The organism is Brucella tritici (assembly GCF_008932295.1).
In the GTDB taxonomy this organism is placed as follows: domain Bacteria; phylum Pseudomonadota; class Alphaproteobacteria; order Rhizobiales; family Rhizobiaceae; genus Brucella; species Brucella tritici.
Map to the genome: position 1 here is coordinate 169,124 of NZ_WBWA01000005.1, position 13,655 is coordinate 182,778.

Genomic DNA, 13,655 nt, shown 5'->3' on the forward strand with positions numbered 1-13,655 from the left:
CTCGCCAGACACGACGAGCAACATCAATGCGGCGACCGCGATCAGCATTAGAACCTCATGAGTTTTTCGATGCGCTTGCCTACGTGCAGCTCAAGCTGCTGCGGGCCGACCACCAAGAACGTGTTCAAGGACTCGTCCTCTGGGATTTCCTTCATCAGTGCGGGGCCGAACAGCCGGCGGATCTTGCCGTACTTCACCCCCGAGGAGGCGAACTTGCCGCCTGCGCCTCGTGGCTGATTAGGCTTCCGGCCAAAGGTCCAAAGCGCTTTCGGTGCGCGACTTGACGTCCCGGCGCTCGGTGGCAGCATCGCGTAGAAATTTCCGTCCGCAACAAACGAGCGTTTGAAGATGCGCGGATTGTTCCACACTCCAGACCGGACGGTTCCCCGATCCAGTCCCTTGCGGCCAACATTCAATCGGCTGGATGATTTCACCGATCGAAGTCCCCGATACTTCTCAATGTCCGTACCGCCCTTCACACCGAAGATGTCGAAGGCGAGAATTGCTTTGCGAGAGACGCCTCTCGTACCGGCCACGACGTAACCCTGATAGTTGCCGGCCTTCAGGTTCATCTGTTTGGTGACTGCTCTCTGCACCTTCACTTTGGTGCGACGGCCAGCGTCAACAACGCCGCGATGAAGCTCATCTTTGAGGGTGCCTTTAGCCAGGCGCTCCGACAATCGAGTGAAGCTCTTCAGCGAATTGATGTTTGAAGTGCCGAGCTTGATCTGCATTTCAGCCTCCAAACGATAGCTTTGTTCTAACGATGCCCCGGTATTTCCGTGGTTGTGCGCAAAATTATTTCTATCGGAGCTAGTCACCCCGTAGAATTTTTTTCTCGAAACTGAGTGCCAAGATCACCAGAACCAAGAGGCCGACCGTCACGGAATCGGAACGGTAGAAACAAAATCTTCAAAACCGCTCGAATACTGCGCTGCGCCCGACCCGCGGTGCCCCGCCCCCCTGCCAGAAGAACCTAACCGGCCACGGGGTCTAACCCATTGATATGTAATGACATTTGGCGGCGGCTCATGGGCGCGCATGATGCGGGCACGTGGGCGCATGGGTAGGCGCGTGGGTGCCGTGCACGTGGGTGCGGGCATAGCGCGCCATGAGCGGGCAGGCATGGGCAGGCGCTGGCATGGCGTGGGTAGGGCAGACGCCTTCCGGCTTCGCCTTCGCTTCGCTCTGCTAGTCCTGTTAGCGTATGTGGAATGTGGTTATGTGCACCATGCGCGGCGTCCGGCGTCTGGGCCGTACCTTATCGCCGCTGGCAATAATGGCTTATGGGCATTTGTTTGACTCGCCGATTTGAGTCCACGCAAGGGGAAAAGTGAAAAGCCTATCCGCTTTGCACCATAGCCAGCGCCCGCCACCTATCGGCCGCATGTGCGGTTGACAGCCTATGGCGCGGCCTTCCTGCCACCATGGCCCGGCCTGTTTTTGGGGAGATTTGGCGGAAATTTAATTCGTTTCGTATAAAATTGTTTTGTTTGTTTTCAATAAGTTAGATACAAAACGTATAATTTATTAAAAATAGCGCTTGCGTTTAATACGATATGAATTATTCTATGTGTATCGAAGCAACGGCAACGGGGCGACGATACGCCGAACCGGCAACGGTCCAGCGGGATCTTTGAAAACAAGTCGACGGCTTTTTGCCTTTGCCCTGTTAGGTGGACGTAATGCGAGACTGATTCGTCGGTGCGGCATAGCGGGATTGACCAGAGATAAAGGACTCACGAAAAGCGCGGTCGCGAATCGGTGATTGATACGTGTGAAGCCTTGCAAGCTTTGCCAGTCAATCGGGGCCTATGTTCCGGCCTGACTTAACAATAGGACATTTGCAAATATGCGCCGCTGGAAACAGGACGGGCGATAAAGCAAAGCACAATAGGCAATATGCGGTTCGGTTGGGATAGTCCGATATGAAGCTCTGAAAAAGCGCCGCTCTATAAGGCTAGTCCCCGGCAAGCGCCGGATGTTTCGAGATAAACCATTCAAAGAATTTTCAATGTGAAAAGGCCGGAATTGCTGAAAAAGCTTTCCGGCTTTTTCCGTTGCGACGGCTTGGCAGATAAGGCCGGGCTTTTTCAACGGAAAGGCAAGGCAATGGATTTTGAAACTGCTATGGAAAGTAACGTCTCAATCAATGCAGCAATAGCCGAATTGGCACGGCACGGACACAAGGCAATCGACTTTGACGATTGCGAGCTATTCGATTGTGTATCGGGCGAAACAATCGCCGTTATCAACGGCGGATGCATTGCAGGCAATGCCGTTCTGGCATGGCTTGGCTACTGAATTGCAGCATAAAGGGCAGGGAAAGCCTGCCTTTTGTGAAGCTATTCGGCTTCGATCCCCGCAATTATGCGACAAATGGAAAAGGAAATTCATCATGGCAAATTTCAAGGTTCTCAAAGGTAACGCGCTAGGTAAAGCTATCGAAGGCCGTGGCGAAGCCATTGCCACGTTCACGGAAAAAGAGCACCAGCTTGCCTATTCGGCTATCGCTCATTTGGAAGAACACAACGATGCAAAGTATGTGAACGCGCTTTATGCCGTCACGCCGGTTAACTACCGTGCCGGATTGCGTGCATGGGTAGGCGCTTTTGCAAAGGCGAAGTTTGAAAAGGAATCGCAGACGTTCGTCTATGCGAAGGGCAAGGAATCGAACCTTGAAAAGGCGCTGGAAATTGCTCCGGCGAACTATGCCAAGGAAGCCAACGCCGGCGCGGGCAAGGCGGCTAAGTCGCTTATGGAACGTGTGGAGTCTGCCGCGAAAAAGGTTATCGAGGATGAATCGGCAAGCCGTGACGACAAGGCTTTCGCTCGCGCCTTGAATAACTTCCTTGCCATGCACAAGCGTGCCCTGACGCAGCCAAAGGCGGAAAAGCCTGCGAAGCCTGCCCCACGCCTTATCAAGGCGAAGCCGGAAGCAACGGCGGAAGCGAAGGCCGCTTAATCTGAAAAATCGACAGGGCCGGGTCCGAATAGGGCCCGGCTTTTCCGTGAACCCCTGCAAGGGCGCTTTCGCGCGCCTTTTCACGGCTTCACGCCGAATGCAGACGCCTAGCAGTCTATGTGCCGCCCGTCATTCGCCGGAAAGGTTCGACCTCCGATATGGTGCAATCCTCTTTTGCACGGGTATGTCACGGAATGCATAGGCGCGATGATATGAGCGGAAAACAGATAGGCCATAGAGCCGATGGCACCGCAAAATGATCTAGCCGCTAGGCGTCTGCGCCCACGCAATCATGCGCTCATGGAGAAATTGTCATGCTTTCACGCCCGGAATCCGTCCGGCGGCAGGCTGATTATGCGCCTTTCCGCCACCCACATTTTGAGACTGCCAAGGCCGCACAACGTGCCGCCTTCCTGCGCGAGCTCGAAGAGTCGGTCAAGCGGTCTGACGCCATGCGCGCACGCCTTTCAACCGCTCGCGTCTTGGAGTCAATGCAATGAAAACCATTCTCGCCGCACTCGCCTTCCTGCCTGTTTCGCTCCCGCATGATACGGCGCCTATTCCGCGCCCCGACATGCCTGCGCAATATGTCGTGGTCGCGTTCGACAAGGGCTTCACAACGGCAACTGTCATCGAAGAATTTCGCGACATTGACGACCTCGAAGCATGTGTCGACGTCGCGCAGTCGTCCGGTGAAGGCCAATGGACTTCATGCGTTCCCGTAACAGGCGAGGCGGAAGCGTATGCACTCGCCGAACCCACGGACTCCATCGCCTGCCTTTTGGCCGCAATCCAGCCCACTGACGCGAACCTCGAAGCGTGCACCGGCATTCCTGTAGCGGAGTCGATCAATGAATAGCGTTTCAACCTGTCATCTCCCACTCGCCGCGCCGGGACTTATCAGCTTCCGGTGCCGGTCGCCTTTTGGCTGGATCATGATCGGCGCGCACGACCCTGACGACGCCATGTCTCAAGCCCGACGTTCCAGCGAGTCCGCAAGCCGTGACACGCTGCAAATATGGAACGGCTCCCGCTATGTGCCGGTGTAACGCCATGCCGCGCCATTGGGAAACACACCTATACACCTACGCCGTCGCCTACCAGCAAGGCGACAAGATCAAGCCTGAAAACCTTGCCGGTATGCGCCGCAAGGCGCTTTTGCACGGCCATACAGAAGGCCAATGCCTGCGAGTCGAGCAAGATCCCGGCCTTTACATTCGCACCGGACGCCTAAGCCCGGTCTAACCAGCACCCCGCACCCTGCAACTATGCACGAAAGGAAACGCGCCATGAGCAACCCCGCTCAAGCCGCCCTGTCACGCGCCGTCAACCGCGCAATCGCCAATGGCTCGCCTGTTGTCGTGAACGTCCCGCCGCGTATTGCGCCTGGATACCGCGCCTTTACCGGCCATGTTTTCACGGCAACGCAAGCGGCGGCTTACAACGCCGCGCTTGACCGATTCGAGCGGTCGCCGAATGAGGCGAACCAGAATGGCGCGCACAATCTTTTCTATTCCATCGCCTTGACCGGAAAGGAAGCATGACCGTGCGCAAACTGAAAGCATTTCTGCTTGGGATGCGGGAGTTCCGCCTGTCCATTACATGGGCTGACCCCGCTCGCACCGACGACTGCGACTATACCGGGCTTGACGAATCCTACGACAGAGGCCGGGAATTTGCGCACCGTCTGACCCTGCGCGCCTTCGACGGCTGACTACACCTTTCACCACCCGCAAACATGCGAAAAGAGGAGATCCGCGCCATGAAAGCGCCCGTTGCATACACATACGTCATATTGAACGAACGTCGCCGCTCGACGGCCCGCTGGTCGCTGGCAATCCAGTTCCCAAACGGAATCCTTGAGCGCCTCACGACATACAAAAGTCGTTACCGCGCCGTGTCCGCCGCAAAGACTCTCGCCGTCGGCTCCTGCCGCATAGAGGTGCGCGCGTGAAAGATGCACTCCGCGAACTGGCTGACTTCCTTTGTTACGACGTCATGCCTGCCGTGGTCGTTACGGCCTTCATGCTTGTTTTCTGGGCTGTCGCGATAGCGATCCTGCCACAATAGTTTGGCCTCTGCCCCCGAGGCTGACTTCCGATCCCTCAAAACCGGAGGTGTCCCATGCGCCGGGCTTTTAAAGCCGGCTGACTCAACTCGGCGGGAAATCCGCGTGACCGCCCGCCCTCGTAACCGGCGCGCACCCCCTCGCAATCATGCAACAGAGAAAATTATGTCTTTTGAGACCGTCTTTATCGCCATCGGCTTGATTTATATCGCCGCTTCGCTCGTCGCCTACCGCCTTTTGTTGCGGAGCAGGTAAAGCTTTCACCCGCAACCATGCATATGAGGAGATCAACATGAATGCCGCCCTGCCGCTCATTGTGAGCCTGAATTGCGGGTGTTTCTTCCGTGGCCGGTTCCTGATCGAGACGCCCGAATGCGAAGAGCATCGCAAGCTCGAAAGCCTCGACGACATCGACGACGAACCCGCCGAGTTCAAGTTCGACCAGTTGTCCGACCGAGCGAAAGAACGCGCTCGCGACAATTATCGCGAAGGCTACCCCGATCATGACTGGTGGGACTCCGTCTATGACGACGCGGTCACCATCGCCGAAATGATGGGCATAGAGATAGATGGCACCGCGCGGCAACCATCAATACAGTTCTCCGGCTTCTGGTCGCAAGGTGACGGCGCGTCGTTTTCAGGGCGCTGGACCCCATCGGCCGATCCGCTCGCCTCGCTCAACAAGGTGATGGAATACGCGCCACTGGACAAGGAACTGCATTCACTCGCCTTCGATCTGGCGTTGCTTTCCGAAGGATGCCGCGATCTCATTCCCAATGCCTATGTCCGCGTCACCAACTCTGGATATTATTCACACTCCGGCAGCACGCATTTCGACATTGACCTGCCGCTCCCCGACAACATCGACGAGGACAACGAACTGCAAGTCATGGTCTATGAAGCCTTGCTCAAGGCTCGCGATCTGGACTTCGACTCATTCGAGGACCGCATAAAGGCAAGCCTGCGCGGATTCATGGACTGGATATACGACCAGCTCGAAGCCGAGCACAACTATCTCACGTCCGACGAAGTGGTCGATGAGGCGCTAGCCGACAGACTATTCGACGAGGATGGCAACGAAATTTAACCCGCCAATTATGGCACCACAACGGAGACTTCCATGAACATCATGACCAATCCTCAATCCGTTTCCTCGGTCCTCGCCAGCCGCGCGATGATTGTTTCCCTGTCCATCTCGCAATGGTCAGGCCGTCGCCTTGACCGGCAGATCACCGACGAGGTCAACCAGAACCACGGCGCTGCCGCCGACGCTGGCCGGTACAACAAGCTACTCCTCCCGAAGGAAGCATTGGCGGAAATCGTATCCATCGTCGGAGAAACCCGCTCGGACTTCCTCAAGCGCACATTGCCTTGGATGGACAATGGCAGCCGCATCATGGCGAGCGATGCATACTTGCAGCATATGTCATGGGTGCGTGGTCAGGTCGCCAAGTTCGACCGGGCCGTCGACAAATTCCTCGCTGACTACCCGCAATATGTGGCCGATGCCCGTGTCCGCCTGAACGGCATGTTCAAGGACGACGACTACCCCGACGCTCACATCTTGCGCAGCAAGTTCGGCGTTGCCTGCAAGGTTCTGCCAGTCCCCACCTCGGAAGACTTCCGCGTCCAGATGTCCGAAGCCCAGGCAGACCGCATCCGCGAGGAAATCGAGCAGCAAGTCTCCGACGCCACCACGGAAGCGGTGCGCGATGTTTACCGCCGCGTGGCAGACGTCACCGGCCGCATGGTCGAACGGCTCAACGCCTACAAGCCAGCCGGTCGTCCGGGTGACAAGACGGAAGGCGTGTTTCGCGACAGCCTTGTCGAGAATGTGCGCGATCTGATTAGCATTCTGCCTGCGCTCAACATCACTGGTGACCGCGAACTGTCCGCCATGGTCGAACGGCTCAAGCCACTGGCCGAGCACGATGCGTCCACCTTGCGCGATAAGCCGGAGGTCCGCCGCGACGTGGCCGATGAGGCTCAGAAGATCCTCGACAGCGTGTCGGGCTTTCTCGCATGAGTGAACGCAATCACCCATCGCCTGTTCGATTTCTCCTCATCCCGGTACTCGGCGACATCAAAGAGGAACGGTTTACGGTTGCGCGGGCCACGGTTGTTCCTCGCGCCAAACTCTTGGAGCATGTGCGCACGTTCTTCGACGAGCCTATCGAACGCGTCAATGTTCTCTACGGCCACGAATACCGCGATATGTTTGTCGGCGAGACCAGCTCGATCAACGGCCGCCATATCCGCAACGTCAGAGCGACTGACATCTACCGCAACAATGCCTTGTCCAATGGGTGGGAGGCTTCTGAATCCAACCTGCCTTACATCTGTGGCCCGGCCGTTCTGTTCCCGGACTATCAGGTGTGGAAATAACCACCAGCAATCATGCGAGAAAGGAAATGCCATGTTCATCGTAGCGTGGTCCATCAATCACGGCGGCAATAACATCGAAGATCATTGGATCGTCGCCGAGACACGCGAGCAAGCAGACGCCGAAGCGGCAAAGCTGCAAAAGATCGACAACCTGCACTGTTGGGCCGTCTCTGAAATCAAAGCAGGCTCCGAGCCTCACTGGCTCTCGTAACTCTCAACATCCCGCCAAGCATGGCAAACACGGAGAACTTCTATGAACCTCAAGTCCGCAACGACTCTGCTCAACCACTTCATTGACGCCGACATCCCGGCATTCATGTGGGGCCCTCCCGGCGTCGGCAAGTCCGCTTCGCTGCGCCAGATTGTGACCGAGCGCAAATGGGGAATGGTAGACTTCCGCGCTTCGACCCGTGACTCGGTGGCGTTGATGGGCCTGCCTGATATTTCCGGCGAGACCACCCGCTGGAAAGTGCCGGACGAGTTCCCGCAGACCGAACGTGACGGTGAGGAAGGCATCTTGTTCCTCGACGAGCTGAACGCCGCGCCACCTTCGATGATGGCGGCAATGTTCGGTCTGGTCCTTGACCGCAAGGTCGGCGACTACGTGCTGCCCAAGGGCTGGCGCGTGGTTGCGGCTGGCAATCGTCAGGCCGACCGTGCTGCGGCACAGCGTATGCCTACCGCTCTCGCTAACCGCTTCGCTCACATCGACGTCGATGCAGATACGAGCGCCGGTCATGACAATGTCCACGTCGAATACTTCAATCAGATCGGCGTTGACCCGCAGCTCATCGCCTTCCTTCGGTTCCGTCCTGCACTGATCCATTCGATGCCGAAGAATGATGAACGTGCATTTCCGACTCCGCGGTCATGGGAACAGGCGGCGAAGATCCTGAATCTTCCGACGGCACTCCGCCTGCAGGGTGTATCCGCTATCGTCGGTGAAGGCGCTGCGGCTGAACTGGAAGGATTCCTTCGTGTTTACCAGAACTTGCCTTCGCTAGATCTGGTACTCGCCAATCCGAACAGCGCGCCTATCCCGGAAGACCCGGCGGCTCGCTTTGCAATCTCCGCTGGCCTTGCCCGTAAGGTTGATGAGCGGTCTTTCGACAACGGCATGGCTTACATGCAGCGCTTGCCTCGTGAGTTCGAGATTATGATGTGCGTCGATGCAGTGCGTCGTGAGAAGAAGCTCTCTCACACCCAAGCCTTCGTCGATTGGGCGCACCGTAATCAGGACTTGACCCTTGGCTAGGGGTGGCATTCATTGGATTGCCGGGCCTGTCTCCTACAATACGACGGATACAGGGATGCATCCTGACCGCACCTTCCAGACATTAAAGTGGGGTTTCATCGGAGGCGATGCCTCTGGTGAACTTCGCCGCTGGAATCTGCTCTTCAGCATCGAGACAAGGAAGTTCTCGAGCACATCCCTGTCGATTCCTCAGTGGGAGAAGGCGCACGCAAAAGATCTGGCGGACTTCTACCGCCCGATCGCAATCCTCCGTCACATGCTTCCGAAAGGCAGCATTGCCCTAGCCATGAAGGCGATGCTGAAACAGGAGGACATCGCCGATGCCATTGCCCTTTCAATCACGGGAGGTCAGTCTCATGGCGATCATTCGTAAGGTTTTCGGTCCTTTCAACCCAGAGCACATACATCCGGGCACGCAGGCTGAGGAGTTGCGGTGGCATTTCATCGGCATCAAGGACGACAAGACGACAGCACACTGGACATTGGTCTTTGACCCTCGCAAGCGAACTTATCGGGTCAACAACAACACCAGCAGCGGCGGCTTGATTGGCCGCAGCCGAAAGGTATTGATCGCCCAAAAGATAGATCCGGGTGTCAATTGTGAGACTGCTCACCCCGACGCCTGGCTCGACGACTCTCCAGTCATGGAGGGCACCATCACCAGCATCCTGAAATCGAAACTCTCACCAGAGGATATTGCCAGGGCGACCGCGCTGGTAATCGCAAGGAGATGAATCGTGCTGACTACCGACGTCATCATGAACAACTTCAGGAAGAGCGACCACGCTGACAATCGCTGGAGCTTTGCTCCGCTTCCCGAAACCGTTCTCAACACGCACCTTTACTACCTTTCGTTCATCAAGCAGGAGCGGCGGTTCATGCTGTCTCGAAAGCAGATCGTGCCCTTCATCCCGATCGAAGATGACGAACTCCTGCAGGCGTTCAAGGCGACACTGCATGCAGACGAAGTGGCTGCGTGCATGAGATCCACTCTCGATCAGGGCGTCGACCCGGATGACATTCCATTCTGATACACGGAGGCCAACATGAAAACCGAAGACAAGATCCTCGCCGCTCAGACGGCCCTGCTGTGGGACCACCCATTCTTTGGCGTCCTCATGCTCCAGCTCAAGAAGGTGCAGGTGGATGACCCGAAAAAGGTCGATACGATGGCGACCGATGGCCACCACCTCTACTACCACCCGCCGTTCGTCGACGAGCTGAAGAAAGACGAGCTGGTTTTCGTGCTGGCCCACGAGGTAATGCACAACGCCTTGGAGCACCACATCCGACGCCAGTCCCGTAAGCCGGGCCGCTGGAACGATGCCTGCGACTACGCCATTAACGGCGAGCTGGTCGAATGCAAGGTCGGCAAGATGCCAGAGCGCGGCCTGCTCGAGGCGCGCTTCACCGGTCTTTCAGCCGAGGAGATCTACCGTATCCTCGACGACGAGAACAACGGCGACGACTCCGCTGAAGGGCAGGGCGATACCGGTGGTTGCGGTGGAACGATGGATGGCTGCGCACAGCACGACGAGGCAGCCAAGGCCGAGCTGCGTGCCGAGATGCAAACGCAGATCAGGCAGGCTGCCATGACCGCCAAGGCTGCGCAGGCTGGTAAACTTCCGGCTGGCGTGCAGCGTATCATCGACGAGCTGCTCATGCCGAAGGTCGACTGGCGGGCTGTTCTCCGCCGCTTCATCGACGAGTCCAGCACCCGTGACTTTTCCTGGGCGAAGCCGAACCGTCGTCTTCTGCCTCTCGGTCTCGTTACGCCCGGCACTGTTGCTGATGGCGTCAGTCACATTGTGATTGCGGTCGACACTTCCGGCTCGATCGATGACGAGATCCTCCGTGACTTCGCCGCTGAGATTAACGGAGCCTTCGGAGAGGGCGCAGTTGACCGGCTCACCGTCATCTATGCAGACGCCACAGTGAACCACGTCGAAGAGTTTGAGACCGGCGACGAGCTGCGGCTGCATCCTGCAGGCGGTGGCGGTACTGCCTTTAGCGATACTTTCCGGCTCATCAATGCAGAGTACCCGGACGCAAAAGCAACGATTTACCTCACTGATTTGTACGTCGGTGATTTCGGTGAGGAGCCTCCGCACCCTGTTCTATGGGGAGTCTATGGTCGCAACCGTGACTTCGGTTCGCTGTCGGTCCCCTTCGGTGAGTGTATCAACATCAGCATCTAAACCCGACCACCCCGCCGCGCATGGCAATAAGGAGATGAAAGATGAAGTGCCCGAAATGGATGAAGCGAGCGGACTTTGTCCGTATTCGGGAAATGGACGTTGAGGACGCCGAGGCTGCGCTTGCGAAGCTTTACGACGCGGAAAGAGAGCGCAAACGAGCGTGGCGTTTAGCCAACAAGGAAAAGGCTGCGGAAATGGCCCGCAATTGGAGGAGGAATAATCCAACGAAGGCGCGAGCCGGTTACAAGCGACAGCGAGAGGCCATTAAAGCCGACCCGGAACGCCGCGCCCATTACGCCGAGGTCCGTCAAGCGTGGCTAAAGCGCGGCGGTCAAAAGAGTTACCCAAAGCAGAGAGAGCGAGAACGGCAATACGATGCCGATCGCTATCAACGTGGCAAGACGAAAAGACTTGCACAAAATAAGCCGGGCGAATTGCGGAAGCTCATACAGCAACTTTTGCCGGGTTACCTCATTCCAGCGGCCCGGATGGACGTCATTAATTCGGTGATGGAACTCGCGCTCGCTAATCGAGTGCGACACGACAGACTTGCGGAACACGTCAAGGCGTGTGTCACGGCCTACAACCGCCAGTTCGACCATTTCAAGAACGTTTCTATCGACGCCCCGATCGCTGGCACGGACAGCCTTACAAGAGCTGATATGATCGATAGCGAAGCGTTCCATTTTTAACCACCACCCGGCATGAAAGGATAATTCCGTGCCCCACACACAAGGACCGTGGGCGGTCGACGACTGCCCGCTCGACATCGAACATGCCTGCACCATGCTCAAGGTCGATGCCAATACGCCACGAGAATGGGTGGGTATCTGCACCCCTCGCGATGCGGACGGCAACTACGAGCACGTTGCTTACTGCCACATATCGAATGCTCCGGTGATCGCAGCCTCCACAGTGATGCTGGATATCCTGCGCCGCAATCTCAATGCGTGGGAAGACGAAGAGGATTCCGTGCAGGAAGAGCACGAGGAACTGATCGTCGATCTACGCAAGTTTCTGGAGGGTTTTTAACATGGCCGATATGTCTGACGTGATCAGCTTCATCGAAGGCTTCGATGGCGACGAACTTCAGCGAGGCATCCCAGAGCTGGTCGCCACCGCCAAGAAGGCTGACGAGACGCTGCGCAACATCATCGCATCGTCCGATGCTGGTGACCACGGCTCACTCATGAATGCGATCCTCGACGCTAAGAAGCTCGTTACCGACAAGGAAAAATGCCCGGACTGTAATGGCCTCGGTGCGTTTCCTGAAACGGGCTTCGATTGCGGGCGTTGCTATGGTGGCGGAACAATCAAGGCAGAGGGCCAGTGATATGCAGGAACATTCTTTCTGCGACAACTGCCTTCGCCCCACCAAGGTCGCCTGCCTCGACGGCAAGCCGACGTTGACCAGATGGCTGAGGATTATCCGGTTCTTCCGCGGTCAGGCCTTCATGCTCCGGTATGCAGCTGACCGCGGATACGACTTCGACAGGTTGGAGTGCGGGGATTGCTACGGCCCCGGCTACCTCATCGCCGAGGAGGTGTGACATGCCTAGCTATCTCGTCACATGGGAGATCGACATCGACGCCGAGACCGCACATGACGCGGCTCGGCAGGCACATGAGATCGTCCGTAGGCCGGATACATCGGCCAATGTCTACAAGGTCATCGAGCACGACGGCAACGGCGATGCAGTGACCGTCGACCTCGAAGATGAACCCGCCATTCATGGCACCACAGGAAATTGATTATGCCCGACATTACAAATGCAGACTGCGCCGCATGGGCAGCGAATGCTATCGATGCCTTTACTGCTGAATGCCGGATGGACGGCGAAGACAGCGATTAGCCGCCAAGGCTGTATGCACCAAGGACTAACCCGCAACTTTGCACCCACTGGAGAACGATATGTTCAAGCCGCTTCTCGCGGCGACGGCTGACGTCGCCCTTTTGAAATTTCCTTACTACGCCACCCCGAAGATCGACGGTATCCGCTGCCTGATTATGCGGGATGGCGCGGTGACACGTTCGCTGAAACCCATACCGAACGAGCACATCCGCACCATCTTATCCAGCCCCGTCCTCGTCGGGCTCGACGGTGAGATACTCACCTTCACTGACGGCAAGCGCGACGACTTCAACACCGTGCAATCCAAGGTGATGCGGAAGGATGGTGAGCCCGAGTTCAAATTGGTTGCCTTCGACAAATTCTCCGAGCCGGATGAAGCGTACAGCAAGCGCATCATCGACATGGCTGCGATCTATCACTCGAATATGTCTCCACTCCTGCCTGACACGATCACTTCGCTGGAGGAGCTTGACGCTTACGAGCAGCGCTGCGTTGACGAAGAGGGGTGGGAAGGCGTGATGCTTCGCAAGCCGAACAGCATCTATAAGTTCGGCCGGTCGACCACCCGTGAAGGAATCCTTCTCAAGGTCAAGCGGTTCTACGACGACGAAGCGGTCATCCTCGGCACCGTCGAGCAGATGGAGAATGGCAACGAAGCCACCGTCAACGCACTCGGCCACACCGAACGCTCCAGCCACAAGGCTGGCATGATCCCGAAGGGAACCCTTGGTGCGCTGGCCTGCGAATGGCAAGGCGTCCGCTTTGAACTCGGCACTGGCTTCAGCCAGGCACAGCGTGACCAGCTCTGGGCAGAACGTGACAGCCTCATTGGTCTGAAGGTTACCTTCAAATTTCAAGGCGTCGGAACTCACGGGGCACCACGATTTCCGGTCTTCCTCGGTATTCGCCGAGACATTTAACCTCGCAAGTA

General features: G+C 57.1%; 26 protein-coding genes. 24 read left to right on the forward strand and 2 right to left on the reverse strand.

Going from position 1 to position 13,655, the window contains the following annotated elements; all coding sequences use genetic code 11:
• Positions 1-47: 47 nt before the first annotated feature.
• Entirely contained in the window at positions 48-734 is a 687-nt protein-coding gene (locus F9K91_RS07735) for a hypothetical protein (protein ID WP_151677563.1), read from the reverse strand.
• A gap of 277 nt (positions 735-1,011) precedes the next feature.
• On the opposite strand from F9K91_RS07735, the gene F9K91_RS07740 reads away from it, so the two are divergent.
• The 22 genes from F9K91_RS07740 (at position 1,012) to F9K91_RS07840 (ending at position 12,204) form a co-directional block, all read left to right on the forward strand.
• A complete protein-coding gene (locus F9K91_RS07740) occupies positions 1,012-1,302 on the forward strand; it encodes a hypothetical protein (protein ID WP_151677564.1) in 291 nt (96 codons plus the stop codon).
• 810 nt (positions 1,303-2,112) lie between these two features.
• Complete coding sequence (locus F9K91_RS07745; protein ID WP_151677565.1) at positions 2,113-2,304, forward strand: hypothetical protein; 192 nt, start codon at positions 2,113-2,115, stop codon at positions 2,302-2,304.
• A gap of 94 nt (positions 2,305-2,398) precedes the next feature.
• Positions 2,399-2,965, forward strand: coding sequence for a hypothetical protein (locus F9K91_RS07750; protein ID WP_151677566.1), 567 nt, complete (start codon positions 2,399-2,401; stop codon positions 2,963-2,965).
• A 314-nt stretch (positions 2,966-3,279) separates the two neighbouring features.
• The gene (locus tag F9K91_RS07755; protein WP_151677567.1) at positions 3,280-3,465 is read left to right on the forward strand and encodes a hypothetical protein; all 186 of its coding nucleotides are present in this window, start codon (positions 3,280-3,282) and stop codon (positions 3,463-3,465) included.
• Complete coding sequence (locus F9K91_RS07760) at positions 3,462-3,824, forward strand: hypothetical protein (protein WP_151677568.1); 363 nt, start codon at positions 3,462-3,464, stop codon at positions 3,822-3,824. The genes F9K91_RS07755 and F9K91_RS07760 overlap by 4 nt, the downstream gene beginning before the upstream one ends.
• Positions 3,817-4,014 carry a hypothetical protein gene (locus F9K91_RS07765; protein WP_109369018.1) on the forward strand — a complete coding sequence of 66 codons (198 nt, stop codon included), beginning with the start codon at positions 3,817-3,819 and terminating at the stop codon, positions 4,012-4,014. Before F9K91_RS07760 ends, F9K91_RS07765 begins: the two co-directional genes overlap by 8 nt.
• A 4-nt stretch (positions 4,015-4,018) precedes the next feature.
• On the forward strand, positions 4,019-4,210 hold the full coding sequence (locus tag F9K91_RS07770) for a hypothetical protein (RefSeq protein WP_109369019.1): 192 nt from the start codon (positions 4,019-4,021) through the stop codon (positions 4,208-4,210).
• Between the two features lie 44 nt (positions 4,211-4,254).
• Complete coding sequence (locus F9K91_RS07775; RefSeq protein WP_109369020.1) at positions 4,255-4,509, forward strand: DEAD/DEAH box helicase family protein; 255 nt, start codon at positions 4,255-4,257, stop codon at positions 4,507-4,509.
• Complete coding sequence (locus tag F9K91_RS25950; protein ID WP_167522194.1) at positions 4,506-4,679, forward strand: hypothetical protein; 174 nt, start codon at positions 4,506-4,508, stop codon at positions 4,677-4,679. The genes F9K91_RS07775 and F9K91_RS25950 overlap by 4 nt, the downstream gene beginning before the upstream one ends.
• Positions 4,680-4,727: 48 nt before the next feature.
• Complete coding sequence (locus F9K91_RS07780) at positions 4,728-4,919, forward strand: hypothetical protein (RefSeq protein WP_109369021.1); 192 nt, start codon at positions 4,728-4,730, stop codon at positions 4,917-4,919.
• Between the two features lie 406 nt (positions 4,920-5,325).
• Complete coding sequence (locus tag F9K91_RS07785; RefSeq protein WP_151677569.1) at positions 5,326-6,120, forward strand: hypothetical protein; 795 nt, start codon at positions 5,326-5,328, stop codon at positions 6,118-6,120.
• 33 nt (positions 6,121-6,153) lie between these two features.
• A complete protein-coding gene (locus F9K91_RS07790; protein ID WP_151677570.1) occupies positions 6,154-7,059 on the forward strand; it encodes a hypothetical protein in 906 nt (301 codons plus the stop codon).
• Entirely contained in the window at positions 7,056-7,418 is a 363-nt protein-coding gene (locus F9K91_RS07795) for a hypothetical protein (protein WP_151677571.1), read from the forward strand. The genes F9K91_RS07790 and F9K91_RS07795 overlap by 4 nt, the downstream gene beginning before the upstream one ends.
• Before the next feature lie 31 nt (positions 7,419-7,449).
• Positions 7,450-7,629, forward strand: a complete 180-nt coding sequence (locus tag F9K91_RS07800) for a hypothetical protein (protein ID WP_151677572.1) — start codon at positions 7,450-7,452, stop codon at positions 7,627-7,629.
• Between the two features lie 42 nt (positions 7,630-7,671).
• On the forward strand, positions 7,672-8,673 hold the full coding sequence (locus F9K91_RS07805; RefSeq protein WP_151677573.1) for an AAA family ATPase: 1,002 nt from the start codon (positions 7,672-7,674) through the stop codon (positions 8,671-8,673).
• 55 nt (positions 8,674-8,728) lie between these two features.
• Positions 8,729-9,046: a hypothetical protein gene (locus F9K91_RS07810; protein ID WP_151677574.1), complete on the forward strand. Its 318-nt coding sequence runs from the start codon at positions 8,729-8,731 to the stop codon at positions 9,044-9,046.
• The gene (locus F9K91_RS07815; protein ID WP_151677575.1) at positions 9,030-9,407 is read left to right on the forward strand and encodes a hypothetical protein; all 378 of its coding nucleotides are present in this window, start codon (positions 9,030-9,032) and stop codon (positions 9,405-9,407) included. Before F9K91_RS07810 ends, F9K91_RS07815 begins: the two co-directional genes overlap by 17 nt.
• A 3-nt stretch (positions 9,408-9,410) precedes the next feature.
• On the forward strand, positions 9,411-9,704 hold the full coding sequence (locus tag F9K91_RS07820) for a hypothetical protein (protein WP_109369032.1): 294 nt from the start codon (positions 9,411-9,413) through the stop codon (positions 9,702-9,704).
• Between the two features lie 15 nt (positions 9,705-9,719).
• On the forward strand, positions 9,720-10,871 hold the full coding sequence (locus F9K91_RS07825) for a vWA domain-containing protein (protein WP_151677576.1): 1,152 nt from the start codon (positions 9,720-9,722) through the stop codon (positions 10,869-10,871).
• A gap of 41 nt (positions 10,872-10,912) precedes the next feature.
• A complete protein-coding gene (locus F9K91_RS07830; RefSeq protein ID WP_151677577.1) occupies positions 10,913-11,563 on the forward strand; it encodes a hypothetical protein in 651 nt (216 codons plus the stop codon).
• Positions 11,564-11,591: 28 nt separating this feature from the next.
• The gene (locus F9K91_RS07835; RefSeq protein WP_151677578.1) at positions 11,592-11,903 is read left to right on the forward strand and encodes a hypothetical protein; all 312 of its coding nucleotides are present in this window, start codon (positions 11,592-11,594) and stop codon (positions 11,901-11,903) included.
• A gap of 1 nt (position 11,904) precedes the next feature.
• Positions 11,905-12,204: a hypothetical protein gene (locus F9K91_RS07840; RefSeq protein ID WP_151677579.1), complete on the forward strand. Its 300-nt coding sequence runs from the start codon at positions 11,905-11,907 to the stop codon at positions 12,202-12,204.
• On the opposite strand, the gene F9K91_RS07845 is transcribed toward F9K91_RS07840, so the two are convergent.
• Entirely contained in the window at positions 12,185-12,424 is a 240-nt protein-coding gene (locus F9K91_RS07845) for a hypothetical protein (RefSeq protein ID WP_151677580.1), read from the reverse strand. The genes F9K91_RS07840 and F9K91_RS07845 overlap by 20 nt on opposite strands.
• On the opposite strand from F9K91_RS07845, the gene F9K91_RS07850 reads away from it, so the two are divergent.
• Complete coding sequence (locus tag F9K91_RS07850; RefSeq protein WP_151677581.1) at positions 12,423-12,623, forward strand: hypothetical protein; 201 nt, start codon at positions 12,423-12,425, stop codon at positions 12,621-12,623. The genes F9K91_RS07845 and F9K91_RS07850 overlap by 2 nt on opposite strands.
• Before the next feature lie 160 nt (positions 12,624-12,783).
• Positions 12,784-13,644, forward strand: coding sequence for a hypothetical protein (locus F9K91_RS07855; protein WP_151677582.1), 861 nt, complete (start codon positions 12,784-12,786; stop codon positions 13,642-13,644).
• The last annotated feature ends 11 nt before the right edge of the window (positions 13,645-13,655 follow it).

What these genes read in the sequence shown, in the direction of transcription:
- F9K91_RS07735 (WP_151677563.1), bottom strand. Translation starts at nt 734, where the DNA reads ATGCAGATCAAGCTCGGCACTTCAAACATCAATTCGCTGAAGAGCTTC.
- F9K91_RS07740 (WP_151677564.1), top strand. Translation starts at nt 1,012, where the DNA reads ATGACATTTGGCGGCGGCTCATGGGCGCGCATGATGCGGGCACGTGGG.
- F9K91_RS07745 (WP_151677565.1), top strand. Translation starts at nt 2,113, where the DNA reads ATGGATTTTGAAACTGCTATGGAAAGTAACGTCTCAATCAATGCAGCA.
- F9K91_RS07750 (WP_151677566.1), top strand. Translation starts at nt 2,399, where the DNA reads ATGGCAAATTTCAAGGTTCTCAAAGGTAACGCGCTAGGTAAAGCTATC.
- F9K91_RS07755 (WP_151677567.1), top strand. Translation starts at nt 3,280, where the DNA reads ATGCTTTCACGCCCGGAATCCGTCCGGCGGCAGGCTGATTATGCGCCT.
- F9K91_RS07760 (WP_151677568.1), top strand. Translation starts at nt 3,462, where the DNA reads ATGAAAACCATTCTCGCCGCACTCGCCTTCCTGCCTGTTTCGCTCCCG.
- F9K91_RS07765 (WP_109369018.1), top strand. Translation starts at nt 3,817, where the DNA reads ATGAATAGCGTTTCAACCTGTCATCTCCCACTCGCCGCGCCGGGACTT.
- F9K91_RS07770 (WP_109369019.1), top strand. Translation starts at nt 4,019, where the DNA reads ATGCCGCGCCATTGGGAAACACACCTATACACCTACGCCGTCGCCTAC.
- F9K91_RS07775 (WP_109369020.1), top strand. Translation starts at nt 4,255, where the DNA reads ATGAGCAACCCCGCTCAAGCCGCCCTGTCACGCGCCGTCAACCGCGCA.
- F9K91_RS25950 (WP_167522194.1), top strand. Translation starts at nt 4,506, where the DNA reads ATGACCGTGCGCAAACTGAAAGCATTTCTGCTTGGGATGCGGGAGTTC.
- F9K91_RS07780 (WP_109369021.1), top strand. Translation starts at nt 4,728, where the DNA reads ATGAAAGCGCCCGTTGCATACACATACGTCATATTGAACGAACGTCGC.
- F9K91_RS07785 (WP_151677569.1), top strand. Translation starts at nt 5,326, where the DNA reads ATGAATGCCGCCCTGCCGCTCATTGTGAGCCTGAATTGCGGGTGTTTC.
- F9K91_RS07790 (WP_151677570.1), top strand. Translation starts at nt 6,154, where the DNA reads ATGAACATCATGACCAATCCTCAATCCGTTTCCTCGGTCCTCGCCAGC.
- F9K91_RS07795 (WP_151677571.1), top strand. Translation starts at nt 7,056, where the DNA reads ATGAGTGAACGCAATCACCCATCGCCTGTTCGATTTCTCCTCATCCCG.
- F9K91_RS07800 (WP_151677572.1), top strand. Translation starts at nt 7,450, where the DNA reads ATGTTCATCGTAGCGTGGTCCATCAATCACGGCGGCAATAACATCGAA.
- F9K91_RS07805 (WP_151677573.1), top strand. Translation starts at nt 7,672, where the DNA reads ATGAACCTCAAGTCCGCAACGACTCTGCTCAACCACTTCATTGACGCC.
- F9K91_RS07810 (WP_151677574.1), top strand. Translation starts at nt 8,729, where the DNA reads ATGCATCCTGACCGCACCTTCCAGACATTAAAGTGGGGTTTCATCGGA.
- F9K91_RS07815 (WP_151677575.1), top strand. Translation starts at nt 9,030, where the DNA reads ATGGCGATCATTCGTAAGGTTTTCGGTCCTTTCAACCCAGAGCACATA.
- F9K91_RS07825 (WP_151677576.1), top strand. Translation starts at nt 9,720, where the DNA reads ATGAAAACCGAAGACAAGATCCTCGCCGCTCAGACGGCCCTGCTGTGG.
- F9K91_RS07830 (WP_151677577.1), top strand. Translation starts at nt 10,913, where the DNA reads ATGAAGTGCCCGAAATGGATGAAGCGAGCGGACTTTGTCCGTATTCGG.
- F9K91_RS07840 (WP_151677579.1), top strand. Translation starts at nt 11,905, where the DNA reads ATGGCCGATATGTCTGACGTGATCAGCTTCATCGAAGGCTTCGATGGC.
- F9K91_RS07850 (WP_151677581.1), top strand. Translation starts at nt 12,423, where the DNA reads ATGCCTAGCTATCTCGTCACATGGGAGATCGACATCGACGCCGAGACC.
- F9K91_RS07845 (WP_151677580.1), bottom strand. Translation starts at nt 12,424, where the DNA reads ATGTCACACCTCCTCGGCGATGAGGTAGCCGGGGCCGTAGCAATCCCC.
- F9K91_RS07855 (WP_151677582.1), top strand. Translation starts at nt 12,784, where the DNA reads ATGTTCAAGCCGCTTCTCGCGGCGACGGCTGACGTCGCCCTTTTGAAA.